27 protein-coding genes and 6 tRNA genes are annotated in these 26,790 nt (G+C 34.1%); 17 read left to right on the forward strand and 16 right to left on the reverse strand.

The features are described 5' to 3' along the window. Positions 1-211 precede the first annotated feature (211 nt). Positions 212-2,284 (reverse strand): glycine--tRNA ligase subunit beta, encoded by a 2,073-nt coding sequence (glyS, locus tag FPB0191_RS01920; RefSeq protein ID WP_039103614.1) that lies wholly within the window; start codon positions 2,282-2,284, stop codon positions 212-214. 17 nt (positions 2,285-2,301) lie between these two features. Beyond that, positions 2,302-3,228 carry a glycine--tRNA ligase subunit alpha gene (gene glyQ / locus FPB0191_RS01925; protein WP_039103615.1) on the reverse strand — a complete coding sequence of 309 codons (927 nt, stop codon included), beginning with the start codon at positions 3,226-3,228 and terminating at the stop codon, positions 2,302-2,304. A 139-nt stretch (positions 3,229-3,367) separates the two neighbouring features. Here glyQ and FPB0191_RS01930 point away from each other — a divergent pair, with 139 nt between their 5' ends. Beyond that, positions 3,368-3,952, forward strand: a complete 585-nt coding sequence (locus tag FPB0191_RS01930) for a DNA-3-methyladenine glycosylase I (protein WP_039103617.1) — start codon at positions 3,368-3,370, stop codon at positions 3,950-3,952. Further along, positions 3,949-4,374 (forward strand): MerR family transcriptional regulator, encoded by a 426-nt coding sequence (locus FPB0191_RS01935; RefSeq protein ID WP_039103619.1) that lies wholly within the window; start codon positions 3,949-3,951, stop codon positions 4,372-4,374. Before FPB0191_RS01930 ends, FPB0191_RS01935 begins: the two co-directional genes overlap by 4 nt. A gap of 281 nt (positions 4,375-4,655) precedes the next feature. On the opposite strand, the gene FPB0191_RS01940 is transcribed toward FPB0191_RS01935, so the two are convergent. Then, positions 4,656-6,002: an MFS transporter gene (locus FPB0191_RS01940; protein ID WP_052236688.1), complete on the reverse strand. Its 1,347-nt coding sequence runs from the start codon at positions 6,000-6,002 to the stop codon at positions 4,656-4,658. Positions 6,003-6,306: 304 nt separating this feature from the next. Between FPB0191_RS01940 and mnmE the strand changes: the two genes are divergently transcribed. From mnmE to FPB0191_RS01955, 3 genes are all read left to right on the forward strand, one after another. Further along, positions 6,307-7,668, forward strand: a complete 1,362-nt coding sequence (gene mnmE, locus FPB0191_RS01945; RefSeq protein WP_039103620.1) for a tRNA uridine-5-carboxymethylaminomethyl(34) synthesis GTPase MnmE — start codon at positions 6,307-6,309, stop codon at positions 7,666-7,668. Between the two features lie 120 nt (positions 7,669-7,788). After that, a complete protein-coding gene (locus tag FPB0191_RS01950) occupies positions 7,789-8,724 on the forward strand; it encodes an ABC transporter ATP-binding protein (RefSeq protein ID WP_039103621.1) in 936 nt (311 codons plus the stop codon). Then, positions 8,717-9,487 carry an ABC transporter permease gene (locus FPB0191_RS01955; RefSeq protein WP_039103622.1) on the forward strand — a complete coding sequence of 257 codons (771 nt, stop codon included), beginning with the start codon at positions 8,717-8,719 and terminating at the stop codon, positions 9,485-9,487. The genes FPB0191_RS01950 and FPB0191_RS01955 overlap by 8 nt, the downstream gene beginning before the upstream one ends. A gap of 74 nt (positions 9,488-9,561) precedes the next feature. On the opposite strand, the gene pth is transcribed toward FPB0191_RS01955, so the two are convergent. From pth to mnmC2, 3 genes are all read right to left on the reverse strand, one after another. Next, the gene (gene pth, locus FPB0191_RS01960) at positions 9,562-10,146 is read right to left on the reverse strand and encodes an aminoacyl-tRNA hydrolase (protein WP_039103624.1); all 585 of its coding nucleotides are present in this window, start codon (positions 10,144-10,146) and stop codon (positions 9,562-9,564) included. A gap of 59 nt (positions 10,147-10,205) precedes the next feature. Then, entirely contained in the window at positions 10,206-11,153 is a 948-nt protein-coding gene (locus FPB0191_RS01965) for a ribose-phosphate pyrophosphokinase (RefSeq protein WP_039103626.1), read from the reverse strand. A gap of 169 nt (positions 11,154-11,322) precedes the next feature. Next, complete coding sequence (gene mnmC2, locus FPB0191_RS01970; protein ID WP_052236689.1) at positions 11,323-12,033, reverse strand: tRNA (5-methylaminomethyl-2-thiouridine)(34)-methyltransferase MnmC2; 711 nt, start codon at positions 12,031-12,033, stop codon at positions 11,323-11,325. Positions 12,034-12,150: 117 nt separating this feature from the next. Here mnmC2 and FPB0191_RS01975 point away from each other — a divergent pair, with 117 nt between their 5' ends. The 5 genes from FPB0191_RS01975 (at position 12,151) to rfaC (ending at position 16,758) form a co-directional block, all read left to right on the forward strand. After that, the gene (locus FPB0191_RS01975) at positions 12,151-12,885 is read left to right on the forward strand and encodes a 1-acylglycerol-3-phosphate O-acyltransferase (protein WP_039103628.1); all 735 of its coding nucleotides are present in this window, start codon (positions 12,151-12,153) and stop codon (positions 12,883-12,885) included. Between the two features lie 12 nt (positions 12,886-12,897). Next, positions 12,898-13,665, forward strand: coding sequence for a tRNA uridine 5-oxyacetic acid(34) methyltransferase CmoM (gene cmoM / locus FPB0191_RS01980; RefSeq protein ID WP_170110838.1), 768 nt, complete (start codon positions 12,898-12,900; stop codon positions 13,663-13,665). Between the two features lie 98 nt (positions 13,666-13,763). After that, complete coding sequence (rfaD, locus tag FPB0191_RS01985; protein ID WP_039103631.1) at positions 13,764-14,690, forward strand: ADP-glyceromanno-heptose 6-epimerase; 927 nt, start codon at positions 13,764-13,766, stop codon at positions 14,688-14,690. A gap of 37 nt (positions 14,691-14,727) precedes the next feature. Continuing rightward, positions 14,728-15,789, forward strand: coding sequence for an ADP-heptose--LPS heptosyltransferase RfaF (gene rfaF, locus FPB0191_RS01990; protein WP_039103632.1), 1,062 nt, complete (start codon positions 14,728-14,730; stop codon positions 15,787-15,789). Next, positions 15,790-16,758, forward strand: coding sequence for a lipopolysaccharide heptosyltransferase RfaC (gene rfaC, locus FPB0191_RS01995; protein ID WP_039103633.1), 969 nt, complete (start codon positions 15,790-15,792; stop codon positions 16,756-16,758). It begins immediately after the preceding gene. Between the two features lie 807 nt (positions 16,759-17,565). Here rfaC and FPB0191_RS02000 read toward each other — a convergent pair. The 8 genes from FPB0191_RS02000 to FPB0191_RS02035 all read right to left on the reverse strand — a co-directional run bounded on the left by FPB0191_RS02000 (position 17,566) and on the right by FPB0191_RS02035 (position 20,425). Next, positions 17,566-17,640, reverse strand: a tRNA-Gln gene (locus tag FPB0191_RS02000). Positions 17,641-17,653: 13 nt separating this feature from the next. Beyond that, positions 17,654-17,739, reverse strand: a tRNA-Leu gene (locus FPB0191_RS02005). A gap of 176 nt (positions 17,740-17,915) precedes the next feature. Beyond that, positions 17,916-17,990, reverse strand: a tRNA-Gln gene (locus FPB0191_RS02010). A 222-nt stretch (positions 17,991-18,212) separates the two neighbouring features. After that, positions 18,213-18,287 (reverse strand) — tRNA-Gln (locus FPB0191_RS02015). 20 nt (positions 18,288-18,307) lie between these two features. Further along, positions 18,308-18,392 (reverse strand) — tRNA-Leu (locus FPB0191_RS02020). A 17-nt stretch (positions 18,393-18,409) separates the two neighbouring features. Then, a tRNA-Met gene (locus FPB0191_RS02025) sits at positions 18,410-18,486 on the reverse strand. Between the two features lie 134 nt (positions 18,487-18,620). Beyond that, the gene (locus FPB0191_RS02030) at positions 18,621-19,796 is read right to left on the reverse strand and encodes a multifunctional CCA addition/repair protein (protein WP_039103635.1); all 1,176 of its coding nucleotides are present in this window, start codon (positions 19,794-19,796) and stop codon (positions 18,621-18,623) included. A gap of 11 nt (positions 19,797-19,807) precedes the next feature. After that, entirely contained in the window at positions 19,808-20,425 is a 618-nt protein-coding gene (locus FPB0191_RS02035) for a TIGR04211 family SH3 domain-containing protein (RefSeq protein ID WP_052236690.1), read from the reverse strand. 321 nt (positions 20,426-20,746) lie between these two features. Between FPB0191_RS02035 and moaC the strand changes: the two genes are divergently transcribed. The 4 genes from moaC (at position 20,747) to FPB0191_RS02055 (ending at position 22,750) form a co-directional block, all read left to right on the forward strand. Then, positions 20,747-21,256, forward strand: a complete 510-nt coding sequence (gene moaC, locus FPB0191_RS02040) for a cyclic pyranopterin monophosphate synthase MoaC (RefSeq protein ID WP_052236691.1) — start codon at positions 20,747-20,749, stop codon at positions 21,254-21,256. Next, entirely contained in the window at positions 21,246-21,494 is a 249-nt protein-coding gene (locus tag FPB0191_RS02045; RefSeq protein ID WP_039103636.1) for a MoaD/ThiS family protein, read from the forward strand. Before moaC ends, FPB0191_RS02045 begins: the two co-directional genes overlap by 11 nt. 4 nt (positions 21,495-21,498) lie before the next feature. Next, entirely contained in the window at positions 21,499-21,948 is a 450-nt protein-coding gene (moaE, locus tag FPB0191_RS02050) for a molybdopterin synthase catalytic subunit MoaE (protein ID WP_039106474.1), read from the forward strand. 73 nt (positions 21,949-22,021) lie between these two features. Continuing rightward, positions 22,022-22,750, forward strand: coding sequence for a Bax inhibitor-1/YccA family protein (locus FPB0191_RS02055; protein WP_039103638.1), 729 nt, complete (start codon positions 22,022-22,024; stop codon positions 22,748-22,750). 75 nt (positions 22,751-22,825) lie between these two features. On the opposite strand, the gene gloA is transcribed toward FPB0191_RS02055, so the two are convergent. Next, on the reverse strand, positions 22,826-23,233 hold the full coding sequence (gene gloA, locus FPB0191_RS02060) for a lactoylglutathione lyase (protein ID WP_039103640.1): 408 nt from the start codon (positions 23,231-23,233) through the stop codon (positions 22,826-22,828). 27 nt (positions 23,234-23,260) lie between these two features. Continuing rightward, positions 23,261-23,743, reverse strand: a complete 483-nt coding sequence (locus FPB0191_RS02065; RefSeq protein ID WP_039103642.1) for an outer membrane lipoprotein — start codon at positions 23,741-23,743, stop codon at positions 23,261-23,263. A 445-nt stretch (positions 23,744-24,188) separates the two neighbouring features. Between FPB0191_RS02065 and FPB0191_RS12080 the strand changes: the two genes are divergently transcribed. The 3 genes from FPB0191_RS12080 to pgm all read left to right on the forward strand — a co-directional run bounded on the left by FPB0191_RS12080 (position 24,189) and on the right by pgm (position 26,637). Next, positions 24,189-24,344 carry a hypothetical protein gene (locus tag FPB0191_RS12080; RefSeq protein ID WP_162485144.1) on the forward strand — a complete coding sequence of 52 codons (156 nt, stop codon included), beginning with the start codon at positions 24,189-24,191 and terminating at the stop codon, positions 24,342-24,344. Positions 24,345-24,404: 60 nt separating this feature from the next. Then, on the forward strand, positions 24,405-24,914 hold the full coding sequence (locus tag FPB0191_RS02070) for a hypothetical protein (RefSeq protein WP_039103646.1): 510 nt from the start codon (positions 24,405-24,407) through the stop codon (positions 24,912-24,914). Between the two features lie 88 nt (positions 24,915-25,002). Beyond that, the gene (gene pgm, locus FPB0191_RS02075; RefSeq protein WP_039103647.1) at positions 25,003-26,637 is read left to right on the forward strand and encodes a phosphoglucomutase (alpha-D-glucose-1,6-bisphosphate-dependent); all 1,635 of its coding nucleotides are present in this window, start codon (positions 25,003-25,005) and stop codon (positions 26,635-26,637) included. Positions 26,638-26,790 lie beyond the last annotated feature (153 nt).

A 26,790-nucleotide genomic window follows, 5' to 3' on the forward strand; every position in this document is an offset into this window, starting at 1 on the left:
TACCTGTTAGATTGATAATCAGTTAATTATTTAGCATGTTATATAAAACAGCATCACAGAAAAAACTTAAAGTTGGTAAGATTATTAATCTTTGATCTGAATTAGTGAGTTATATACAAAATAGATTAAATCGTAAACTATAACTCAATGAATATGTCAATATTCAAACTTATTAACAAGTGTGTGGTGCTATTTCTAGCACCACTTTCAATTATGCCTGTAATAATGAGATATCGGCAACTTTTAAGAATAAATTTTGTAATTTTGTTAATAATGCTAGACGATTAAGCTTAATTTGCTCATTATCTGTCATTACCATTACTGACGCAAAAAAGTTATCAATTGATTCTTTTAAAGAAGCAAGTTCAACTAATGCCTCTTGGTAACGACCTTGATTAAAATAAGGCTCTAGTTTGTCTGTAAGAATCGTAACCTGTTTAGCTAATTCACCTTCTGCTCCAACTTCTAATAACGCTGTATTTACTTTTTCAGGAATTACCATCTCAGTTTTAGATAAGATGTTTGATACACGTTTATTTGCTTCAGCAAGTGATAATGCTGCCGGTAGAGTTCTAAAATGGCTTACCGCTTTTACTCGCGCGTCAAAATCAGCGGGTTGAGTTGGATTGCGAGCTAAAACAGATTGAATAATATCAATTGCAAAACCTTGCTCTTGATACCAAGCACGGAAACGACCTTGCATAAAATTGACAATATCGTCTACTACATTTTGATTGGTTAATTTGTCGCCATATAATGAGACAGCTTGTTGTGTTAATTCGACTAAATCAAGAGGAAGTGATTTTTCGACAATAATACGTAGTATACCAATTGCAGCGCGACGTAAAGCAAATGGATCTTTATCACCTTTTGGATGTTGACCAATGCCAAATATACCTGCTAATGTATCTAATTTTTCAGCAATTGATACAGCGCTAGCAACTAAAGAACTTGGTAATTCATCACCCGCAAAACGTGGTTTATATTGTTCTTCTATAGCGGTAGCAACTTCACTACTTTCACCATCTTTAATCGCTAAATAACGACCAATTATGCCTTGAGTTTCTGGAAATTCGAAAACAGTGTTTGTGACCAAATCGCACTTGGCTAATTTTCCTGCCCGTTTTGCATATTCAACATTGGCATGAATTTGGTGTGCAATAAAACCAGCTAGTGCTTCAAGACGTATTGCTTTATCTTTAACTGTTCCCAGTTGCTGTTGGAATAATACTGTTTCAAGCCTTGGTAAACGCTGTTCAAGCGTTTGCTTCAAATCAGTCTGATAGAAAAATTCCGCATCAGCTAAACGCGGACGAACAACTTTTTCATTTCCCGATATTACCACTTGTGGATCTTTTGATTCGATGTTAGCAACAAAAATAAAGTTAGGTAATAGTTGGTTCTTCTTATCATAAACAGGAAAATATTTTTGATCGCCTTTCATGGTATATACCAATGCTTCGGCAGGAACATCAAGGAATTTTTCTTCAAATTTCGCAGTTAATACAACCGGCCATTCAACTAATGAAGTAACTTCTTCTAGTAGACTGTCAGTTAAATCGGCTGTTCCGTTAAGTTTTGCAGCAGCTTGTTCTGCTTGTTGTTTAATGATGTTTTTACGTTGATTATAATCAGCTATAACCTTACCGCGTTCTTCTAAGATCTTCGGATATTGATCTGCATTGTCAATAACAATTTCAGATTCTCCCATAAAACGGTGACCACGAATAATACGGTTAGATTGAATATCTAAAATTGAACCCGGTACAAGTTCATCGCCGTACAACATCGTAACCGTATGACTTGGGCGTATAAATTCAACTTGTTTAGCAGCCCAACGCATAGGTTTAGGAATAGGTAATTTAGTTAAAGCCATTTTTACCATATCACATAACAGATTGGTAACAGGTTGACCGGGTTGGTTTTGAGTATATGCTAACCATTCACCTTTTTCTGTTGTAACACGCTCAGCCTGTTCAACACTAATGCCACAACCACGAGCCCAGCCTATAGCTGCTTTGGTTGGGTTACCATCTGAATCGAATGCTGCACTGACGGCGGGTCCACGTTTAAATATCTGACTATCTGGTTGAGTATCATCAAGATTTAAAACTTTCAATGCTAAGCGACGTGGGGAAGCGTACCAAAGGACTTCGCCATGCGATAATTTAGCATTATCTAATTGTTCAATAAAATTTGCCGCAAAACTTTCAGCTAAAGTGCGGAGTGACTTTGGTGGTAACTCTTCAGTTCCAATTTCAACTAAAAATGTCTTTTGCATAATTTGTCTCCTTACTTCGCCTAAGATTGCGCTGATTGATTGTCTTTATTACACATAGGAAATCCTAAAGCTTCGCGCGATGCGTAATAGGCTTCAGCTACCATTTTAGTGAGCGTTCGGATTCTTAAAATATAACGTTGACGTTCTGTTACTGAAATCGCTTTACGGGCATCAAGTAAGTTAAAGCAGTGCGCTGCTTTTAAAATGCGTTCATAAGCAGGTAGAGGTAATGGTTTTTCAAGCTCTAATAAATGACGTGCTTCTTGTTCATGCTGATCAAAGCAATAGAATAAGAAGTCAGTATTAGCATATTCAAAATTATAGGTAGATTGTTCAACTTCATTTTGATGGAATACATCACCGTAAGTGGTTTTGCCAAAGACCCCGTCACTCCAAACTAAATCATAAACACTATCTACACCTTGAATATACATAGCTAAACGTTCAAGTCCATAGGTGATTTCTCCTGTGACAGGTTTACATTCCAAACCGCCGACTTGTTGGAAATAAGTAAATTGAGTCACTTCCATACCATTTAACCAAACTTCCCAACCCAGTCCCCACGCGCCAAGCGTTGGATTTTCCCAGTTGTCTTCAACAAAACGGATATCGTTTATCGTGGGATCAAGGCCAAGTTCTTTTAATGAACCTAAGTACAATTCTTGAATATTTTCCGGAGATGGCTTTAAAATAACCTGAAATTGATAGTAATGTTGTAACCGATTAGGATTTTCACCATATCGACCATCTGTTGGGCGGCGTGATGGTTGAACATAAGCAGCATTGATTGGCTCAGGTCCAAGTGCACGAAGGCAAGTCATTGGATGAGAGGTTCCCGCACCAACTTCCATATCTAATGGTTGAATAATCGTACAACCTTGATTAGCCCAATAATCCTGTAAAGTTAGGATTAATCCTTGAAAGGTTTTGACATTAAACTTTTGCATGATATTGTCTTTTTGAATTATAAACGTTCAGATTAAATAATCTGGTATTTTATACTGTTTATTATTCATTGTGGAAGTGCTAATCTTAATTGATTGTAATTATAATGAAAAAAAGCAAAATGAAAGGGAGTATACATCTTTGAAACAGAATCATAATCGTTGTGCTTGGGTGGGTAATGATCCTTTATACATTAAATATCATGATCAAGAATGGGGTCAACCGCAATATAATAGCTTAAAATTATTTGAGAAAATATGTTTAGAAGGTCAGCAGGCCGGATTATCATGGATTACCGTTCTAAAAAAACGCGATGAATATCGACGTTGTTTCTTTAACTTTGATCCCCAAAAAATTGTTAATTTGACTGATCAAGATGTCGAAAAAATGCTACACAATACAGGCTTAATTCGTCATCGCTTAAAACTAACTGCTATTATCAAGAATGCCCAAGCTTATATAAATATGCAAAAAAAGGGTGAAGATTTTGCTGAATTTATCTGGTCATTTGTCGATGGCAAACCAATAGTTAATTTTTATCACACCTTACAAGAAGTACCAACTAGTACTGATATTTCAAAGCAGATGTCAAAAGCGCTAAGAAAAAGAGGATTTACTTTTGTTGGTGAAACAATTTGCTATGCCTTTATGCAATCAATGGGTTTGGTTAATGATCATCTATTAGATTGTTATTGTCGAACAACTATCAATAGCGAAAAATCATGAAAATTGGAGAATTAGCTAAATTAGCAAAATGTTCCACTGAAACGATTCGATTTTATGAAAAGCGAGGATTATTAACTCGACCTGATCGCAGCGAGAATAATTATCGCCATTATACTAAACAACATCTTAACCGATTGTTATTTATCTGTAACTGTCGTATTCTTGAGATGAGCCATGACGAAATCCAGATTTTAATCGCTATTATGGATAATCCTGATAATCAAGGTGGTCACGATAATGCTCATAACTTATTAGCCAATCACTTACATCATATTGATGAGCGAATTGAAGAACTGACTAAATTAAGAAAACAGTTAATTAAATTACAACAAAATTGTCACTCTGCAGATCAATCGTGTGGAATTTTGCAAGAAATTACGGATATGCCAATCACCAATAAAATCATAAAAAGTCATGTATAGCCATAAATTAGTGTAGTAGCGTTCTGAATAATTTAGTATTTATTAAATACGATAGGGTTAGCTAGCTTGAAGAAATAATAATGATGCATTAATTTATCCTATCGTTTACGAAACAAATAATAGACCTGTTTGGCGATCAACATCCGCATTCCCTGAATCAAAATTGCAAGCCATTATTGCATTCATTGAGTGATGAAATTAACAAATCATAACGGATGTTATATGTTACTAACGGGTATTTGATAACATCCGATATTTTAATTATGATCTAATGACTCAATCTATTTTGTTGTTTCTTGCCAACCTTGTTTAGCTAATGGGATGAATCCCACCATTACGCCAAGAATGGCAACAAATGAAATATAAATACCGGCCCCTAAATATGCATTTTCACCTAGTACATGCGCAGGATTAAGTAAATATAATGTCAAAGTAGGGGTGATTGCACTAAATATCGCATATGCTAAATTATAAGAGAAGGATAATCCTGAATATCGGATTTTTGGCGGAAATGCTCGCGTACCAACAATCGGTAAAGTAGCAATAGCCCCGGTAAATAGCCCAAATATTGCACAATGTATATAAAGCAAATCAATACTGATATCTTTACTTAATGTTGCATAGAAGTAGAGACTTACAATCGCTAATCCACCCCATGCTATAAGCATATTAAATGTTGTTCCTATTTTGTCTTCTAACCAACCAAATAAGATACATCCTAGAGTGAGAGTTAGAGCAACAATACAACCGGCTATTCGGCAATCAATTGAGGGTAATTCGTATAAACCACCAAGAATTCTACCTGGTGTTATAAGCACACCAACCATAATAGTCGTTGAAAGTGACCAAGTTAGTATTGCGACAAGTAGACAAGCAAATTTATGATTTTTGATTACGGTTATAACTGGAATGTTTTTTTCTAACGCTTTGCGTGAAGCTAATTCTCTAAAAATTGGTGTTTCTGATAGAAAACGACGTAAATAAACCGAAATAATGCCAAAAATACCACCAATGATAAATGGTATACGCCAAGCATAATCTAGAATATCTGTTTTAGTAAAGAACTTATCAATAATGATAGTAATCAAGAACCCTAATAAAATTCCACCTGTAATGCCGGAAGTCAAGGTACCGACAGCAAAACCATACCGTTTTTTGGGTGTATGTTCGGCAATAAATACCCATGCACCGGGCATCTCACCACCAATAGCTGCACCTTGTAACATACGCATGACTAATAATAAGATAGGTGCTAGCATGCCAATAGTTTCATAGGTAGGTAGAATACCAATTATAAATGTTGGTAATGCCATTAAAGCGACACTTAATGTGAACATTCGTTTGCGACCGACTTTATCGCCAAAGTGAGCCATAATAATACCACCGACAGGTCTAACGAGATAACCGGCAGCAAAAATTCCCCAAGCAAATAGTTGTCTAGTGAAGTCACTTAATGAATTTGGGAAAAACAAGGGCGCTACTATCTGATCAACATATAATGCATAGATAACAAAATCATAAAATTCAAGGGTACCACCTAGTGATGAAAGTGATAGTGTTTTAATATCATTTTTAGTTAAATGACGTGAGCATGATTGCTCTTCAGTTATGATTTCAGATTTACTCATGAAAAATACCTTGTAAATATTATTAAGCTGATTTATTTGTTCAGTATGTTAATAGCCTATCTGAATGGAATTTAATCAAGTTTTCTACTAAAAAGTCTTTGTTTTATTTGCAAAGATAAGTGAGAAAATATGGAAAATATTCAGTAAATAAATCGATAAGGTATTCAATTATGCCATAAATATCATCTGTTACCAGATAAATTGCGTGTATTTGACCTATAATAAAATTGATATTACTGATTTTTATATAAACTATATTAATGGTATGATCTTATTATTTTATAGATTTTAAGAATTGTTAGTAATGAATTTAGATACAATTGTGGCGCAGGCTACGCCTCCAGGGCGTGGAGGCGTTGGTATTATAAGAATATCAGGAAATCAGGTCAAAGAGGTTGCACAGGCCGTATTAGGTAAATTACCTAAACCTCGTTATGCAGAATATTTACCGTTTTTAGATGAAAATGGTCAGGTTATTGATCAAGGTATCGCTTTATTTTTTCCAAATCCGCATTCTTTTACCGGTGAGGATGTTTTAGAGTTGCAAGGTCATGGTGGCCCCATCATTCTAGATTTATTAATCAAACGCATATTATCGATACCTGCTACTCGGATTGCTAGACCGGGTGAATTTTCTGAACGTGCGTTTTTAAACGATAAAGTTGATCTTGCTCAGGCGGAAGCGATTGCGGATTTAATTGATGCCAGTTCTGAACAAGCTGCTAAATCTGCAATGTCTTCCTTACAAGGAGTATTTTCTAATAAGATTAATGAACTAGTGAATTTACTTATTAATCTGCGAATTTTTGTTGAAGCGGCGATTGATTTTCCCGAAGAAGAAATTGACTTTTTATCAGACGGTAAAATTGAGACACAATTAAAGGATGTGATTAAACAACTTAATGATGTCAGAAGCGAGGCAAAACAAGGCTCTTTATTGCGCGAAGGTATGAAGGTTGTTATTGCCGGACGTCCAAATGCTGGGAAATCGAGTTTACTTAATGCGCTGTCAGGACGTGATTCGGCGATTGTAACAGATATCGCAGGAACAACTCGCGATGTATTACGTGAACATATTCATATAGATGGTATGCCACTACATATTATTGACACCGCCGGACTTCGTGATGCTTATGATGAAGTCGAGCGTATAGGTATTGAAAGGGCTTGGGTGGAAATAGAACAAGCTGATCGTGTTTTATTAATGGTTGATGGTACAACGACCACAGAAATTAACCCAGAAAAATTATGGCCGGAATTCATGCAAAGATTACCAAGCCATATTCCGGTTACGGTCATTCGTAATAAAGCAGATTTAACAGGCGAAACATTAGGTTACAGTGATGTTAGTCAATACTCACTTATTCGGCTTTCGGCTAGAACTGGTAATGGGGTAGATCTTCTTCGGGACCATCTGAAGCAAACCATGGGGTTTTCAGCAACCGCTGAAGGCGGATTTTTAGCTCGACGACGCCATTTACAAGCTTTAGAACAGGCTGCAAAGCATCTTGATAATGGATTAGAACAATTGATTACCTATCATGCTGGTGAACTTTTAGCAGAAGAACTTCGTTTAGCACAAGAGTCTTTGAGTGAAATTACTGGTTCTTTCACATCTGATGATTTATTAGGTAAGATTTTTGGGTCATTTTGTATTGGTAAGTAATGACACATTATAGAAAACTTGCCAAAATAGATCCTTTATCCTATCGGATTGGTATTCAATAGGTTAGGTGTTAATATAAACAATGTACTATTTTGGTTATCTTTATTTGCAGGAAGAGTTATGTCGGCAGAAATAGCGCTTGAGTTAGTTGAGCTCAGAAAGACTTATAAAAACGGTGTTGAAGCATTAAAGGGGATTAATTTACAAGTTAAGGCGGGTGATTTTTATGCTTTACTGGGGCCTAATGGCGCAGGTAAATCAACCACAATAGGAATAATCAGTTCTTTAGTTACTAAGACATCGGGTCAGGTTAAAATTTTTGGATATGATTTAGATAATGATGTTGTAAATGCCAAACGTCAACTCGGTTTAGTGCCTCAAGAATTTAATTTTAATCCTTTTGAAACAGTTCTTCAGATTGTGGCTAATCAGGGGGGTTATTATGGACTACCTCGAAAAGTAGCAATGCAAAGAGCTGAAAAATATCTTAAAGTATTGGATTTATGGGAAAAAAGAAATAGCCGAGCACGGGCATTGTCGGGAGGCATGAAACGAAGATTAATGATCGCAAGGGCTTTAGTTCACGAACCAAAATTATTGATTCTAGATGAACCTACTGCTGGGGTGGACATTGAACTTCGTCGTTCTATGTGGGATTTCTTACGTGAAATTAATCAACAAGGCATTACTATTATTCTAACCACTCATTATTTGGAAGAGGCTGAAATGCTATGCCGTAATATTGGTATTATTCAGCATGGGACATTAATAGCCAATACTTCCATGAAACAGTTACTGGCAAATTCTAAATCAGAAACCCTTATTTTAGATTACTACCCTAGTGATGTTCAGCCGAATTTACCAGATTATCAATTTAAAATTAATGAACCTGGCTCCTTTGAAGTAGTCATAAATAAAGAACAAGGTTTAAATCAGCTTTTCAGTGCTTTATCACAACAAGGTATTAATGTCATTAGTATGCATAATAAAGCTAATCGTTTAGAAGAATTGTTTATTGATTTGGTTAGTCAACCTCAAGGTGGTGCTCATGTTTAATCTGTATTGGATTGCTTTAAAAAGTATCTGGCGTAAGGAAATAACGCGTTTTTTACGTATATGGGTTCAGACATTAATTCCACCTGTAGTAACAATGTCGCTTTATTTTATAATTTTTGGGAATTTAATCGGTTCTCGTGTTGGACAAATGGGTGGCTTTAGTTACATGCAATTCATTGTACCGGGATTGATTATGATGTCAGTCATTACGAATTCCTATACGAATGTCTGTTCATCTTTTTTTAGTGCAAAATTTCAACATAATATTGAAGAATTATTAGTTGCACCTGTACCTACGCATATTATTATTTGGGGTTATGTCGGGGGTGGTGTTGCACGAGGTATTTGTACGGGGGCTTTAGTTACCCTTATTTCAATGTTGTTTGTCAGATTTGATGTTCATTCATGGCTGTTTGTGATTTTAACTTTGCTATTAACATCGATCCTATTTTCATTAGCTGGATTATTAAATGCGGTATTTGCTAAGTCATTTGATGATATAAGTATTATTCCAACTTTTGTATTAACGCCATTAACGTATTTAGGCGGTGTCTTTTATTCATTAACGTTGTTACCTGAATTTTGGCAGTGGGTATCTAAATTAAATCCAATTGTTTATATGATTAATGGTTTCCGATATGGTTTTTTAGGCATATCCGATGTATCTTTGACCGTGACATTTTCCATGTTATTACTATTTGTCATCGTGTTATATGTTTTTACATGGAAAATTATCGAATCAGGAAGAGGTTTACGTAACTAATCTATAAAGCATAAATATTTAATTAATGCGATTAAATAAAACAATTAGACTAAAGGCATGTCTGATAAGCATGCCTAGGCTTTAAAAGCGTGTAAACGATTCATTGCAGCTTCCATTCCTTGATTAACTAGGACTTCTGTACAGCGTACCGATTCATCAATTACTTGATCGATTAGATTTTGTTCTGGTTTGGACGGTTTATTTAGTACAAAGCCGACAACTTTACTTTTATCACCGGGATGACCAATGCCAATTCTCAAGCGATAAAAATTAGGGTTATTTCCTAGTTTATTGATGATATCTTTCAACCCATTATGCCCACCATGACCTCCACCTAATTTAAATTTAGCATTACCTGGATTAAGGTCTAGTTCATCATGAGCAACTAAAATTTCTTCCGGTTTTATTTGATAGAACGTAGCCATAGCCTGTACAGCTTTACCACTAAGATTCATATAGGTTGTTGGAATAAGTAAACGGATATCTTGATTATTCACATTAATTCTTGCGGTATAACCAAAAAATTTAGTTTCATTTTTTAATGATTGATTATAACGTTGTGCTAATTGTTCAATAAACCAAGCGCCGGCATTATGGCGGGTTGAAGCGTATTCACTGCCTGGATTGGCGAGCCCTACAATAAGTTTGATAGTAGACATAATTTAGATAAAGTTGTTTAAAACCAATATAAAACTGGTTTTAAACAAAAAATTAATCATTAATAGTGGAACATCGCAGAGATAGATTCTTCATTGCTGATTCTTCTGATTGCTTCTGCAAGCATTCCTGACAAGGTAAGTTGACGAACATTTTTAAGTGCTTTTACTTCAGGCGTTAATGGAATCGTATCACAAACCACAATTTCATCAATTTTTGAATTTTTAATGTTCTCAACAGCTTTACCAGAAAAAATAGGATGTGTTGCATAAGCAAATACCCGCTTAGCACCGCGTGCTTTAAGTGCTTCCGCTGCTTTACAAAGAGTACCCGCTGTATCAATCATATCATCAACTAAAATGCAGTCACGATCAGAAACATCACCAATGATATTCATCACTTCAGCTTCATTAGCTCGTTGACGACGTTTATCAATAATTGCCATATCGGTATCATTAAGGAGCTTAGCAATCGCGCGAGCGCGCACAACACCACCAATATCTGGAGAAACTACAATTGGACGTTCAAAGCTTTGTTGTAACATGTCTTCAAGAATAACCGGGCTACCAAAAACATTGTCGACAGGAACATCAAAAAATCCTTGAATTTGTTCAGCGTGAAGATCTACAGTTAGAACCCTGTCAACCCCCACTGTTGATAAAAAGTCTGCTACTACTTTTGCCGTAATTGGAACTCGAGCGGATCGAACACGACGATCTTGTCGAGCATAACCAAAATAAGGAATAACCGCAGTAATTCGACCCGCTGATGCGCGTCTCATTGCATCGATCATTACCAGTAGTTCCATTAAATTATCATTGGTTGGAGCACATGTAGATTGAATGATAAAAACATCTTCACCGCGGACATTTTCATTGATTTGAACATTCACCTCACCATCACTAAAACGACCCACTACGATATCGCCAAGCGATGTATAAAGACGATTTGCTATATGTTTTGCTAGTTCAGGAGTTGCATTCCCAGCAAAAAGCTTCATGTCAGGCACGAGTAAACCTCAAGCTTGTATAATGATTACTATTTGTAATCGGTTAAATCGGGAGCTTAATTATATAATTATTTAGGGATAATGCTCAACCACATTGTCGAAGTTTATCATAATGTTATGATTTATTTAAATAAATTTAATAATATCATAAAGATGATTAAATGATATTTTAAATAGATTTATAACCAATCAGCATTTCACGTTTTTTACCATAGCCTTTTATCTTCGTTGTTTGAAAACCAGCGCTAATTAAATTTCTTCTAACTTGACTAGCTGCGGTAAAAGTTGAAAATGTGCCTTCTGCTGCTGTTAATTGATAAAGTTGTGAAAATAAGTCTGCAGTCCACATATCAGGATTTTTATCAGGTGAAAATCCATCAAAAAACCACGCATCTACTTGCGTGTTATGCTGGGTTAAAAAATGGCTGTAGTTAGTGATATCGTTAAATAAAATATTTAATTTAATATCGTCAAATGATGCAGAATTCATAGACCAACTCTGTTGGAGTTGTTTTGCTAGTTTAGCTAAGTTCGCATCTTTAATGATTTGCTGATGGATTTGTTCAACTTCTTGAAGTGATAATGGATATTTCTCAATACTATAAAAATGCAATTCTTTTAGAGGATGGTGTGGATTATTTTGTTTAAAATTTAAAAATTGTTGCCAAAGAACTAATAAATTTAATCCGGAACCAAAGCCGGTTTCTGCAACAACAAATATTGTTTTTTGGCAGTCATAAAAGCGCTGATTTAAATGGTTTCCGTCAATAAATACATATTGGCATTCAGCAATGGCATCATTATTGTTAAAATAAATGTCATCGAAGTGAATGGAAACAGGTGTATTGTTGTTATTCCAAACAATATTTTGATATTTCATAATAAATACTAATTCATTTTGATATGCAAGTTATTTAGCATAATAGGATAATTGAATTTCGTGCATCTTCAAGAGTGATGAGTATATAATATCGGATAAAGATTGAAGAGGTATAATATGATTTTTCTGTTTAGGCTTATCGTTGTTGTTATTTTAGGAATATTAGTTTGTATTGTCGGGACAATATTTTGTTTATTTAACCCAAGAAATCCGAATAATGTTGCACGTTTTGCTCATATTTTTAGTTCAATATTAACACCATTATTTGGTATAAAGGTTATCACTCGAGAATCTGAGACAGTGAAAGATTTGGGTAGTGTGGTTTACATCGCTAATCATCAAAATAATTTTGATATTCTTGTCGGTGGTGATGTGTTTCAGAAGAGAACCGTTACAGTTGGTAAAAAGAGCCTTGCTTGGATTCCTTTTTTTGGACAATTATATTACCTAACAGGTAATATCTTAATTGATCGTGATAATAAATCTAAAGCGCGTAACACGTTATCGCAAGTTATTAATGAAATGGATAAAAAAGGGATTTCCATTTGGATGTTTCCAGAAGGTACGCGTAGCCGTGGTCGAGGCTTATTGCCTTTTAAAACTGGTGCGTTTAGAACTGCGATAGCCGCGGGGGTTCCAATTGTACCCATTTGTATTTCTAATACGAATAATATTAAATTAAATCGTTGGAATAATGGCTTTGTTGTTGTCGAAATGCTAGAGCCTATTGAAACTAAAGACTTAACGAAAGAAGATGTTAAAATTGTGATAGATCAATGTTATCAATTGATGTCACAAAAAATTGCGCAATTAGATGATGAAGCGCAATGTTTAAATCATCAAAAATCATAGAAGAATATGGAAATGACCACCGTTAAAGATCGTAATTTTGATGATATAACTCATAAATTTGCTAAGAATATTTATGGTACGACTAAAGGTAAAATTCGTGAAGCAGTTGTTTGGCAAGACATACAATCTATATTGTCGCGATATCCAGACAAACAAAAATTGACCATTTTAGATGCTGGTGGCGGGCAAGGGCAAATCGCTTGTAAGCTTGCTAAGTTAGGGCATGATGTGACTCTTTGCGATATTTCTGCACAAATGCTGGCAATCGCTAAATCTCATGCTGAATCTGAAAATGTTTCTTTGCATTATATAAATAGAGCAATTCAGGATTTATCCGAAGATTCAGCTCAATGCTATGATATAGTACTTTGTCATGCTGTTCTCGAATGGGTAGAGGATGGTAAAGGATTACTAATTGCATTGAAAAAACTCATTAAACCGAACGGTTATTTATCATTAATGTTTTATAATTTACATGGATTATTATTTAGGACTGTGACGTTAGGTAATTTCGGTTACGTTCAGACAGGTTTAAATAAACGCAAAAAAAAGACACTTTCACCCGACTACCCAAGAAACCCAGATGAGGTTTATCAATGGTTAATGGCGTTAGATTTAGACATTCTTCAAAAAACAGGTGTCAGAGTCTTTCATGATTATATGTTAGATAAAGCAAAACAACAAAACCGTTTTGAGGAGCTTTTGGCATTAGAAAAGCAATTTTGTCGGCAAGAACCCTATTTACAATTAGCTCGATATATTCATATTCTAGCTCAGTAAAGCTAACTAATCTAAAAAGAGTTAAAGTGTCAATGAAATATGCAAATCTTGCATTAATCTATAAAATATTAACAAATTTTTTAAAAAGGTAATCAATTATGATCATAGTAACAGGTGGCGCAGGATTTATCGGTAGTAATATTGTCAAAGGACTCAATGCTATTGGTCGAACCGATATTTTAGTTGTTGATGATTTAACGGATGGGACAAAATTTGCAAATTTAGCCGATTTAGATATTGCTGATTATATGGATAAAGATGAATTTATTAGTTTAATAGTCAGTGATGAAGATCTAGATATTGAAGTAATATTCCACGAAGGCGCCTGTTCATCAACCACTGAATGGGATGGTAAATTTATGATGGAGAATAACTATAGTTATTCAAAAGATTTACTTCATTATTGTTTAGATAGACGTATTCCATTTTTATATGCATCATCTGCAGCAACTTATGGTGGTTGTAGTGAAAACTTTATTGAGGATCGACAATTCGAAAAACCTTTAAACGTTTATGGTTATTCCAAATTTTTATTCGATCAATATGTGAGAACAATATTACCAAAAGCGAAGTCTCAAGTTTGTGGTTTCCGTTATTTCAACGTCTATGGACCACGCGAACAGCACAAAGGCAGTATGGCAAGTGTTGCATTCCATTTAAATAGCCAACTTATTAAGGGGGAAAAACCAAAATTATTTGAAGGAAGCGATAACTTCCAACGTGATTTTATCTATGTTGATGATGTCGTTGCCGTCAATATTTGGTTCTGGGAAAATAACCAATCAGGTATTTTTAACTGTGGTACAGGTCATGCTGAATCTTTCCAAGCGGTTGCAGATGCTGTGTTAGCTTATCATCAAGGCGGAACAATTGAATATATTGCTTTTCCAGAACATCTTAAAGGACGTTATCAAACCTTTACACAAGCTGATTTAACCAAATTCCGAGCTACAGGATGCCCAATTAAATTCAAGAATGTGGCACAAGGTACCGCAGAATATATGGCATGGCTAAATAATCAGTAAAATATCTTTTAATTATAAAATTCTGTTGAGTCGATTGATGAAAACATTAATTATTGGACCTTCGTGGGTAGGTGATATGATGATGTCACAGAGCTTATACCGTACCTTAAAGCTCAATTATCCCAAAATAGAAATAGATGTTATGGCACCAGCATGGTGCCGTTCTTTATTAAATAAAATGCCAGAAGTTAATCAGATTATACCTATGCCAATTGGTCATGGTAAATTGGCATTGAAAGAAAGATATCAGTTAGGTAAATCTTTGCGTAATAGTCATTATGAACATGCAATTGTATTACCAAATTCATTAAAATCAGCATTGATACCTTTTTTTGCGCATATTCCAAAACGAACGGGGTGGAAAGGGGAGATGCGTTATGGCCTACTTAATGATCTTAGAGTGTTAAATAAACAATCTTTTCCTTTAATGGTAGAGCGTTACATTGCTCTAGCATATCCTAAAAATGAAATTAACAGTTCCAATGATCTCCCTAAACCCCTTCTGTATCCTAAATTAATAGTCCAATCGCAAGATAAAGTTACTACTTTGGCGGATTTTAATTTGTCTGATAAAGCACCACTTATTGGTTTTTGTCCTGGTGCCGAATTTGGTCCAGCTAAACGTTGGCCTGATTATCATTATGCTTCATTAGCTGATATGCTAGCTCAACAAGGTGCTAACATTATTATTTTTGGTTCTGAAAAAGATCATCAAGTTGGTGATGCCATCATGAAAAAAATGGCTTATTCATCATCCTGTATTAATTTAGCTGGAAAAACTTCTTTAGAACAAGCCGTCAATTTGATAGCTGCTTGTAAAGCGATTGTAACTAATGATTCTGGTTTAATGCATATTGCGGCAGCGTTAGATAGACCGTTAATTGCCCTATATGGACCAAGTAGTCCTGAATTTACTCCACCTTTATCTGATAAGGCTACAATCATTCGATTAATTACCGGATACCATAAAATTCGCAAAGGTAACGCGGATGAAGGATATCATCAGAGTTTAATCGATATTCAGCCATCACAAGTATTTGAATCTTTGATGCAATTATTAACACGATTTAATGACCAACCTGAGCATCAGGAAAAATAAATGACAAAACGAATATTAATTGTTAAAACATCGTCTATGGGTGATGTTTTACATACTTTACCTGCCTTAACTGACGCGGCTAATCATATACCGAATATTCAATTTGATTGGGTTGTTGAGGAAAATTTTGCTCAAATTCCAAGTTGGCATTTTGCTGTAAATAAAGTGATACCGGTAGCAATTCGTCGTTGGCGTAAATCATGGTTTTCTAAAAATATTAGGCAAGAAAGACATGTTTTCTACCACCAACTGCAACAAAATAATTATGATATTGTTATTGATGCGCAAGGATTAATCAAAAGTGCCTTTTTAGTCACTCGTAAAGCACGAGGTATTAAACACGGTTTAGATAGTAAAAGTGCACGAGAACCCATTGCAAGTTGGTTTTATGATGTAAAACACCGAATACCTAAAGATATGCATGCTGTTGAACGTATAAGACAACTTTTTTCTCAAAGTTTGGGTTACAAATTGAATAATGAAAAAGGTGATTACGCAATAGCAAAGCATTTTCTCTCTCAATTACCAGTAGATAATCAAAAATATCTTGTATTTTTACATTCGACAACTCGTGATGATAAACATTGGACTGAAGATCAATGGCGTAGTTTAATTACCCTAGTTTCTCAAAATGGGTATATAATAAAGTTACCTTGGGGAAATGAGTCTGAATATCAACGTTCAATACGATTGGCAAAAGGATTTCCTAACGTAGAAGTCTTACCCAAATTGACATTAGCTGAAGTCGCCAATGTTCTGGCTGGCGCTAAAGCTGTTATCTCTGTTGATACTGGTTTGAGCCATTTAACTGCTGCATTAGATAGACCAAATATTACTTTATATGGTCCTACCGACCCTAAATTAATTGGTGGTTATGGCATGAATCAGTGTAGTTATATTTCTCCAGAACAGAAGATGAGTACTATTCTAGCTAAAGATGTCTATATTAAACTTAAGCCATTAATTTAATAAACTGGAGTAACTAGATGATATTAGTCATAAAAAATCCCGATAACCTAAAAAGATTATCGGGCAAGAACTACAGTAGGAATACAACTCGGGTATAGATTAGCAAAATCGATTTAGCTAATCAAGTAAAATTGAAAATATTTTTATATTATTTAATAAATTAATTGTAAAATCGATCAAAAAGTGCTCATTCCCTCCAAAATAGTTACCTCACTTAAGTAATTAGTCAGTTATTTAAAAATAGAATAAGAATTGTATGTAAAATGTATTGTAATTTTTGTGGTATAAATATTTTTAATTTGAAAATTAAGAAGATTTATTAAAAACAGATTGTAGATTATTTTTTGAGCTATTATATCGAATGTTTTAACTAAACTAAAATTATAAGTTGTTAATTTTTATTAAACTTTCTTAAATAATTGAATTTTTCTAGAAAAAAATCATGGGTTTCTAGTGCTATTCATTTGCATCAATCATCATTATGAAAAAATAATTTCCAGTATAAAGTCATAAACTTATTGATAAGTAAATACTTTTTTATTATTACTAAATATTGACCAGATCTAATATGTAAGTAAATTTGTGACCGATTAAAAACATATCAATAGAAGGTTATGAATTATCTATTTTTGATTATTTTTTAATGTAATTAAATATAAAACATTGATTTACAAATATATTTTTATTGTGCTCAAAATTAGAATAAACTGATATTAACTATGTAAATAGTTACAATGTATTTAATAAGTTTTTGATTACTTTAGAAAAATAAGCTGAATATTATTAAATACTAGATGAACGGTATTATGGCTGGGGTACAAGGATTCGAACCTTGGAATGGCGGAATCAGAATCCGCTGCCTTACCGCTTGGCTATACCCCATAAGTAGTCTCAATGGTGCGGGTAGTGAGATTTGAACTCGCACACCTTATCGGAACTAGAACCTGAATCTAGCGCGTCTACCAATTTCGCCATACCCGCAACGCATGCTATTATGATACGAAATTTAGCCTTGTGCAACTGACTAATTCACAGAATTTTAATGATAAAAGAAAATGGTTTTTGGTAAGATTTAAGCGTTTTTAGTTGAAAAAATATTAGTAAAAGTAAGTAAAAGAGTTGTGATATTGAAAAAGAATAACTATATGTTAGTAATATGGCTGGGGTACCAGGATTCGAACCTGGGAGTGGCGGGATCAAAACCCGCTGCCTTACCGCTTGGCTATACCCCAATAGGGAAGATAAAAACAATGTTCTTGATAAGGTATACTTCTATAATTTGCGCTATCTGAAACAACTTTAAAATATCCACCAATTCCACTATTCCATATTGCTAATGAAGCCCATTTATTTAATTGGCAATAACAATATTAATCTTCCAACCTTAATTTTATTTAACGCAAGCATAGCTATAACTTACAAATAAAAAGGTATTGGTTTAGAAGATGATAAAATGGCTGGGGTACTAGGATTCGAACCTAGGAGTGGCGAGATCAAAACCCGCTGCCTTACCGCTTGGCTATACCCCAATAGGGAGATTGAGTTTAAATGGTGCGGGTGAAGGGACTTGAACCCCCACGCCTCGCGGCGCCAGAACCTAAATCTGGTGCGTCTACCAATTTCGCCACACCCGCATTTAATTCAATCTTAATGGTGGCTACGACGGGATTCGAACCTGTGACCCCATCATTATGAGTGATGTGCTCTAACCAACTGAGCTACGTAGCCATTTCATTCGCGACGTCGTAAGCAACACGACGAGGCGCATTATGCTTGTCTTAAGCCAAATCGTCAATAGTTTTTTTGCGAATAATTGTAATTTTCAGTTTAATTGTTTGAGTTATGAACAAATAGTGCATTTTTTAGTTGGATAAGGCCTTAATTCTACGCCGATTTAATTCGATTTGAATATCTTTTCCAACAAATCCTTCAGCAATAATTTCCTTTATAGAAACGGATTTAGCAATCTGGTAAGCCTTTTCAAGTATAATTTTGGGCTGATAAAGCTGCCTATCATTATGATTGATTACTTTTGCATCAGCACAACAAACAATAAGTAACTGTTGTAAATGATGAGGATTTCGCCAGACATCAATATTGTTCAATAATGTTACAATCTCTGTCGCAGATAAGTTACCGATATTATGAATAAGTTCACAGTATCGACAAGCAAGATTAGCTATTTTTTGATATTTATTGGGAATCTTACAGCGCTGACATAACTGTTCTAATTGTATTAAATGTGGATGTTCACTTTTAACAGCATTATTTATAGTTTCTACATGACAACACAGCGTAGCAAAACGGATTTCATTTTCATTTGTCATTTCGGATACATATTTAAGTGCTGACAAAGTAAATTGTCCTAAATTTTGCTGATGAATATTCGGAATGGAAAATAATATATCTATTTCAGGATATAAAATTGCCAAGGCTCCAATTTCCCTTAATACCGAGAAGAAAATCTGAGGATCTTTAGTGTTTAAGGCTTTTTCTGTCTCTTTCCATACCCGTTCTGGCGTTAAGGTTTGTATTTCACCATCTATAACCATTTTCTGCATTAAATTTAGGGTTTCCGTAGCAATGGTAAAACCTAAATGGTGGAATCTTGCAGCAAAGCGTGCCACGCGCAAAACACGTAAAGGATCTTCAGTAAATGCAGCAGATACATGGCGTAATATTCGTTGATTAATATCACGGACGCCATGAAAAGGATCAATTAATTGTTGATTCTCATCCATGGCAATAGCATTAATTGTCAGATCGCGTCTTTCTAAATCCTGCTGTAATGTAATATTCTCATTAAAGTCACAAATAAAACCTGTATAACCTAGACCTGATTTTCTTTCAGTACGTGCAAGGGCATACTCTTCTTTAGTTTTGGGATGTAGAAAAACTGGGAAATCTTTACCTACTTGCACATAGCCTTCTTGTAAAAGATCGTGTGGCTTTGCACCAACAACAACCCAATCTCGATCAGTAACAGGCTGTTTGAGTAATATATCTCTAACCGCCCCACCAACAAGATATTTTTTCATTATATCTACCTTTAATTTAACCAACGATCTTTTTTGCGGCGTCGTGGAAAGATAAACGGTAATAACAAACCTAATAAGAGTCCCGCTCCGGCAACCATACCTCCTCTTGTGAACCACTTTAACATAAGGTTTTGACCATTTTCATCTATTTCCTTATTTAATGTTTCTATTTGGAGGTTTTTTTGATTCAGATCTTGTTCTAATTCGTTTTTTGAAGATTCTAATTGACTAATTTTACTTTGAGCGGTCTTAAGTTGTTCATTATAATCATTAATTAGTGTTTGTTTTTCTTGATCTAGATTAATGATTTTTTCGTTTAAGGTGTTGATTTGTTCTTCAAGTAAAGGCAATCTTTCTTTAGCGCTTGGTGTGTTTGTTAATAGTTCGGACTCTATCCAAGCAAGGCGATTTTTCTCATCTCTTATTTTTGTGAAACTACCATCATCACTTTTATCAATTATTGTCACTTTATCGCCCGATTTTAATGAACCAATTAAACCATAATTTGTGCTAGGACCTCTTCTTAAATAGACCGATATATTATCAGTAATATATTTATCGTCAGCAAATACTGGAAAAGAGAAAGGGATAACCGATATTGCTATAACTAAGATTATTTTTCTGCTCATAATTTTTCTATAATTTTATGGTTAGTGATAGTACAAATTATAACATAAATATTTTTTACATGTTCTTTTGCGTAAATATGTATATAAACAAATAGTTATTTAATTTTTGCTTAGAAAAAGAAAGTTGCCTTAACATAAAAAGCAGATTTAATATTTAAAAGTTAGGTTTGGCGGTAAGTTTGATTATGGTGATTTAATCAATATAATTTCTCTTTATGAAAATTATAAAATTGCGATAAGCAACATGGTTATGATTTCGTTCTATTCTCAATAAGATATTAATTTGTTATCTTAGTGCATCAATCTAAAAAATGAAAAATTATGTCTTCTTTAAATAATAAAAATTCACAAACTACATTTAGCCATATTAATTCCATGGGTGAGGCAAATATGGTTGATGTCTCTGAAAAGAAAATCTCTACTCGAGAAGCTGTTGCGCAAGCAATTGTTAAAATGCATGAAAGCACACTGGCAATGATTTTAGAAGGCAAACATCATAAAGGCGATGTATTTGCTACAGCAAGAATTGCCGGTATTCAAGCTGCTAAACGAACTTGGGAGCTTATACCTTTATGCCATCCATTATTACTTAGTAAAATAGAAGTTGATATTCAAGCTGATATTGACCATTCACAAGTGATTATACGTTCATTATGTAAATTAAAAGGGCAAACAGGCGTTGAAATGGAAGCTTTAGTTGCCGCATCCACAGCTGCTTTAACCATTTATGATATGTGTAAAGCGGTACAAAAGGATATGATTATTTCTGAAGTTAGATTGATCTCAAAAACGGGTGGAAAATCGGGAGATTTTAAATGTCATGAAGACTAAAATTTTATTTTTTGGACAGACGCGCGAGTTAATTGGTTTATCCGATATAGAATGGGAACATTTACCCTGCACAGTAGCTGAATTACGTGAGCAACTAAGTCATCAAGGTGATAATTGGCATTATGCTTTAACTGAAAAAAGTTGTCTTTGTGCAGTAAATAAGATATTGGTAAATGATCTTCATATTGTTGAAAATGGAGATGAAGTTGCTTTCTTTCCTCCCGTAACAGGTGGGTAAAGATATGAAACACAATCGAGTAATAGTTAACGCGAATCAGATCAATGTAAATGAGCATTATAATTGGTTATTACAATCACCAGAAGATGGTGCTGTTGTGACTTTCACCGGTAAGGTTAGGTCAGAAGGGCAAGAAGTGATATCACTATTTCTAGAGCACTATCAAGGAATGACGGAAAAGGCAATTAATGAGATAATTTGTGAAGCACGTCAACGATGGTCAATTAGACGTGTAGCCGTTGTTCATCGAGTTGGTAATATTTTGGCTAATGAACAAATCGTATTTATTGGAGTTAGCAGTTCACATAGGCAGGCAGCTTTTAATACTACAGAGTTTATTATGGATAAATTGAAAAATGATGTCCCTTTATGGAAGAAGGAGAGAACCAAGAACCAAGAAGAATGGGTTGAGGCAAAAAAAACTGATTGTGATAGCTTGAAAAAATGGTATTAGGCTATAATGTATATATAATGACGACTATTGATGTGATATTTAATGCACAAATTTTAAGAGAGGGTATGATAATATGAATAATTATTTTGGTAATGGCTCTATTATTGAACAAGCCGGTGCGCGTGTTCAAACGTATATGAGTCACGTTTATGGATGGATGACAGTAGGGCTTGTTTTATCAGGATTAGTTGCTTGGTATGCTTCGATAAGTCCTCAAGTTAGTCAATTATTATTTAACGATACTCCTCAAGGAAAATCAATAAGTGGTTTCTCGTGGTTTTTATTCATTGCTGAAATAGGATTAGTCTTTGTTTTATCTGGAATGATCAATCGTTTATCTGGAAGCATGGCAACGACATTATTTATGATATTTTCTGTAGTTAATGGTTTATCACTAACGCCTATTTTCTTAGCATATACACATTCATCTATCGCCAGTGTTTTCTTTATTACGGCAGGTATGTTTGCTGCATTATCTTTTTATGGCTATAGCACGAAACGAGATCTTACCGCTGTTGGTCGTTTCTTGTTTATGGGATTAATCGGTATTGTTATTGCCAGTATTGTAAATATCTTTATGAAAAGTGAACCTCTAATGTGGGCTATGACTTATATTGGTGTGTTTATCTTTGCTGGCTTGACAGCTTACGATACTCAAAAATTAAAAAATATCGGTATGAATATCTCTTCTGATGATAGTAATGTCTTCAGACGTTTTGTTATTTTGGGTGCTTTAACACTTTATCTTGATTTCATTAACTTATTTATTATGTTATTAAGAATTTTAGGCGATCGCCGATAGTTATTTATAAATAAAAAAGGGTCTAAGAGACCCTTTTTTATTTTAACGTTTATAATAAGATAACAACTCTAAAAATTAGTTGCCCAACGCTTTATCGGCTTGACTATTTTGAATTAATTCAATTTTATACCCATCAGGATCTTCGACAAATGCGATAATGGTTTTTCCACCTTTGACGGGACCTGCTTCGCGAGTTACTTTTCCACCAGCCATTTTTATACGTTGACAGGTTTCCGCGACATCATCCACACCAATCGCAATATGACCAAATGCATTACCATGATCATATTCTTTTGTCCCCCAGTTATAAGTTAATTCAATCACTGAAGCCGTACTTTCATCATCATAGCCAACAAAAGCTAATGAGTACTGATATTCAGGATTTTCACTCGTTCTTAAAAGCTTCATACCCATTATCTTAGTATAAAAATCAATAGATCGTTGTAAATCGCCGACGCGAATCATCGTATGTAAAACACGCATAGCTTAAATATCCTTATATAATTATTTTTAATTAATTCGAGGTGAGGCACTAATTTGTTTACCATTAGTAACGATACGAACTTGTTGACCAACATAGAATTGATTCGCAGTGCCTTTTTGTATAATAACAATTGTTGTGCCATTTTCACGTAAGATTTCCAATTCTACGGCGTTAGCCTGACTAGCCAAATCTTGAACTTCATTACCTAAAAGTGCACCACCAATTGCACCACCAGCAATGGCAAGTTTATTACCTGTTCCACCACCAATCGTATTACCTAAAAATCCACCTAAAATTGCACCGCCTACTGAACCAATTACATTAGTTGTTGAACCATTAGAGGCATTAGTCTGAATTTTCACCGGACGAACCGATAAAACTTTACCATAATCCACTTGTTGTACTTGTTTTGCTTGATCGGCTGTATAAACATCTCCTGAATAGATATCACTATTTTGACAAGCCGTTAAAGCCAAAACTAAACAAGCGATTGTTGTTAATTTCTTCATAAATCTATACCTCATTGATTTAAATTAACTTTATTTTATCATTTTAAAGTTAACTATTTGAAACTATTAATAATATTAACAAAACCTTACAACTAGTATTGTTATTTCTATATCGATTCTTTAGTGTTATTAGTAAAAAATAGATTGATATAAAACCGTGTAGCTTTAGTTCATTATTGCTATTTTAATACAATTCTAACGAAAGGTTGTACAATTAATGTTAAAAAGCTAAATGATTTGGGAAAGAAGTTGTTGTTATGTGCTAAAAATGAAATAGTGATGCAAATATAAGCAAATACAGTAATATTGTCACATAGATAATAATGTAATTTTTATAATCTGTTGATTTGATGTTACAATTAAAACTATTATTAGTTAATTTGGTGATTTGAAAGAGATGAGTCTATTATCAAAATATAGCTTTTTTATTTTTATGATATTCTTGATGTTAGGATGTGAAAAATCAATTAAAGAACAAAACACATCATCTACCAATCATGTTGAAATGGCTAATATTGATGATTGTGATGATGACGATGTTCCGACCAATTTACATAACAATCTTGAACCAATTGCTGTTAAGGGATGCAAAATTTATTAACCCTATTACTTTTTATTAAATTCTTCTTATAGATAGGAACGACAAAAGGAATATTATTATATGAAGACCATTGAAATTGATGATGAACTTTATCAATATATCGCTAGCCAAACCTTGCATATTGGTGAAAGTGCTTCCAGCATATTACGACGTTTGTTAGCTATTAGATCAAAAGATGATACGAATCAGCGATCTAGCACAAATCATCAGAAAAATGATTCATCCTCCTTACTGACATTAGTAAAAAGTGATAATTTTTTAGCTGAAAAGAAACTCGTTAATCGTTTTTTAACAATTCTTTCGACGTTATATTTATGTGACAAAAGTATGTTTTCAGTGGCTGCAGCTTCATTACATGGTAGTAAAAGACGTTATTTAGCTAAAGATGAAGAAACACTGCTTAAATCAGGTAAAAATACTAAACCTAAGTCGATACCTAATACACCATATATGGTAGTAACTAATAGTAATACAGCTCGAAAAATATTTATTATAGAATCACTCATGAAAAATATGGATATTTCGGCTGAAATTATCAATCAAGTAAAAACACAATTTGTATTAAAATAATTTAGGTAAGATTGGTATTAAACCGATTACCTTTAATTTAATCAAAAATCCTTTTTTGGTTTTTACATAATGTATGGTAAATAATAACATGAATCATAACAGAGCAGGACAACAAGCAGAAAAAATTGATTTAATTGATATTGATAATCTCTTAAATCATTATTATCAAATACAACCAGATACTAATGAACCAAGTCAATTAGTTATCTTTGGTACTTCCGGGCACAGAGGCAGTGCAACCAAAGCGACGTTTAATGAATATCATATTTTGGCGATTGCGCAAGCAATTGCAGATTATCGAAAATCTCATCAAATTACCGGTCCTTGTTTTATTGGTAAGGATACACATGCTCTATCTGATCCCGCTTTAAAAACAGTTCTAGAAGTATTTGCAGCTAATCAGATTGAAAGTGTTATAGCGCAGGATTGGGGGTATACGCCAACACCCGTTATTTCTCATGCAATAATTGTTTATAATCAAAATAAAGTTGAACGTTTAGCCGATGGTGTTGTTATTACTCCTTCCCATAATCCACCAGAGGATGGCGGAATCAAATATAATTCGATTAATGGTGGTCCTGCTGATACTGCTGTAACAGCCATTATTGAAGCGAGAGCCAATACTTTATTAAAAAATAATTTAAATGAAGTTAAACGCTTATCATTATCTGATGCTTTAAATTCGGGTTACATCCATTTTAAGCGGTATGAAAATGACTATATCGACGATTTAGCTAATATCATTGATTTTGATATTATTCGCAATGCACAATTAAATATAGGCATCGATCCATTAGGTGGGGCAGGAATAACATACTGGTCGCAAATTGCTGAACAATATGAATTAAATCTTAATATTGTTAATCAAAAAATTGATCCAACATTCGGTTTTATGCATTTAGATTATGATGGTGTTATTCGCATGGATTGTTCCAGCGCTTATGCCATGACAGGTCTATTAAAATTGAAAGATAAATTCGATTTAGCTTTTGGTAATGATACCGATTTTGACCGTCATGGAATTGTTACACCGAATGGGTTAATGAAACCCAATGCTTATTTAGCCGTTTGTGTTAACTATTTATTTAATCATCGTCCTCAATGGGGTAATCAAGTCGTTGTGGGTAAAACGCTTGTTACCAGTTCAATGCTTGATCGTGTTACACGCACTCTGCATAAAAATCTGTCAGAATTTCCAGTAGGTTTTAAATGGTATACCGATGGTTTGTTCAATGGTCAGCTAGGTTTTGCTGGTGAGGAAAGTGCCGGCGCTTCATTTTTGCGTAAAAATGGGAATGTTTGGACTACAGATAAAGATGGTATTATTTTATGTCTTTTAGCAGCAGAAATGACAGCTAAGTTAGGCAAAAACCCACAAAATCAATATGATGAATTAGAACAAAAACTAGGACGCTCTTACTATGGACGAATTCAGGCTCCTGCAAATTATGTAGAAAAAGCAAAATTGTCTAAGCTTGATGCCAGCCAATTAAAAACCGATATATTAGCGGGTGAAAAAATTCTTCAATCTCTAACCACTGCGCCAGCAAATAATGCTTCAATTGGCGGATTAAAAGTTGTAACAGAGAATGGTTGGTTTGCAGCTCGCCCATCAGGAACTGAAGATGCGTATAAAATTTATGCTGAAAGTTTCATCAGTCAACAACATTTAGCTAATATTCAAGATGAAGCACAACAATTAGTCTCTGATGCAATCAAGTAATTATACATAGATAATATTATCAATAAATCAGATTAACCAACTGGTTTATTGATATACTATTAATTCTAATGTTCATTATATCCAAACTGGATACTTATCATTAATTTCTATTAATCCCATTATTTATTGAACATTATTAATAATTTTAACTAG

The sequence above is a fragment of the Frischella perrara genome (genome assembly GCF_000807275.1).
Classification (GTDB): domain Bacteria; phylum Pseudomonadota; class Gammaproteobacteria; order Enterobacterales; family Orbaceae; genus Frischella; species Frischella perrara.

What these genes read in the sequence shown, in the direction of transcription:
- glyQ (WP_039103615.1), bottom strand. Translation starts at nt 3,228, where the DNA reads ATGCAAAAGTTTAATGTCAAAACCTTTCAAGGATTAATCCTAACTTTA.
- FPB0191_RS01935 (WP_039103619.1), top strand. Translation starts at nt 3,949, where the DNA reads ATGAAAATTGGAGAATTAGCTAAATTAGCAAAATGTTCCACTGAAACG.
- FPB0191_RS01940 (WP_052236688.1), bottom strand. Translation starts at nt 6,002, where the DNA reads ATGAGTAAATCTGAAATCATAACTGAAGAGCAATCATGCTCACGTCAT.
- mnmE (WP_039103620.1), top strand. Translation starts at nt 6,307, where the DNA reads ATGAATTTAGATACAATTGTGGCGCAGGCTACGCCTCCAGGGCGTGGA.
- FPB0191_RS01950 (WP_039103621.1), top strand. Translation starts at nt 7,789, where the DNA reads ATGTCGGCAGAAATAGCGCTTGAGTTAGTTGAGCTCAGAAAGACTTAT.
- FPB0191_RS01955 (WP_039103622.1), top strand. Translation starts at nt 8,717, where the DNA reads ATGTTTAATCTGTATTGGATTGCTTTAAAAAGTATCTGGCGTAAGGAA.
- pth (WP_039103624.1), bottom strand. Translation starts at nt 10,146, where the DNA reads ATGTCTACTATCAAACTTATTGTAGGGCTCGCCAATCCAGGCAGTGAA.
- mnmC2 (WP_052236689.1), bottom strand. Translation starts at nt 12,033, where the DNA reads ATGAAATATCAAAATATTGTTTGGAATAACAACAATACACCTGTTTCC.
- FPB0191_RS01975 (WP_039103628.1), top strand. Translation starts at nt 12,151, where the DNA reads ATGATTTTTCTGTTTAGGCTTATCGTTGTTGTTATTTTAGGAATATTA.
- cmoM (WP_170110838.1), top strand. Translation starts at nt 12,898, where the DNA reads ATGACCACCGTTAAAGATCGTAATTTTGATGATATAACTCATAAATTT.
- rfaD (WP_039103631.1), top strand. Translation starts at nt 13,764, where the DNA reads ATGATCATAGTAACAGGTGGCGCAGGATTTATCGGTAGTAATATTGTC.
- rfaF (WP_039103632.1), top strand. Translation starts at nt 14,728, where the DNA reads ATGAAAACATTAATTATTGGACCTTCGTGGGTAGGTGATATGATGATG.
- rfaC (WP_039103633.1), top strand. Translation starts at nt 15,790, where the DNA reads ATGACAAAACGAATATTAATTGTTAAAACATCGTCTATGGGTGATGTT.
- FPB0191_RS02030 (WP_039103635.1), bottom strand. Translation starts at nt 19,796, where the DNA reads ATGAAAAAATATCTTGTTGGTGGGGCGGTTAGAGATATATTACTCAAA.
- FPB0191_RS02035 (WP_052236690.1), bottom strand. Translation starts at nt 20,425, where the DNA reads ATGAGCAGAAAAATAATCTTAGTTATAGCAATATCGGTTATCCCTTTC.
- moaC (WP_052236691.1), top strand. Translation starts at nt 20,747, where the DNA reads ATGTCTTCTTTAAATAATAAAAATTCACAAACTACATTTAGCCATATT.
- FPB0191_RS02045 (WP_039103636.1), top strand. Translation starts at nt 21,246, where the DNA reads ATGAAGACTAAAATTTTATTTTTTGGACAGACGCGCGAGTTAATTGGT.
- moaE (WP_039106474.1), top strand. Translation starts at nt 21,499, where the DNA reads ATGAAACACAATCGAGTAATAGTTAACGCGAATCAGATCAATGTAAAT.
- FPB0191_RS02055 (WP_039103638.1), top strand. Translation starts at nt 22,022, where the DNA reads ATGAATAATTATTTTGGTAATGGCTCTATTATTGAACAAGCCGGTGCG.
- gloA (WP_039103640.1), bottom strand. Translation starts at nt 23,233, where the DNA reads ATGCGTGTTTTACATACGATGATTCGCGTCGGCGATTTACAACGATCT.
- FPB0191_RS02065 (WP_039103642.1), bottom strand. Translation starts at nt 23,743, where the DNA reads ATGAAGAAATTAACAACAATCGCTTGTTTAGTTTTGGCTTTAACGGCT.
- FPB0191_RS12080 (WP_162485144.1), top strand. Translation starts at nt 24,189, where the DNA reads ATGTTAGGATGTGAAAAATCAATTAAAGAACAAAACACATCATCTACC.
- FPB0191_RS02070 (WP_039103646.1), top strand. Translation starts at nt 24,405, where the DNA reads ATGAAGACCATTGAAATTGATGATGAACTTTATCAATATATCGCTAGC.
- pgm (WP_039103647.1), top strand. Translation starts at nt 25,003, where the DNA reads ATGAATCATAACAGAGCAGGACAACAAGCAGAAAAAATTGATTTAATT.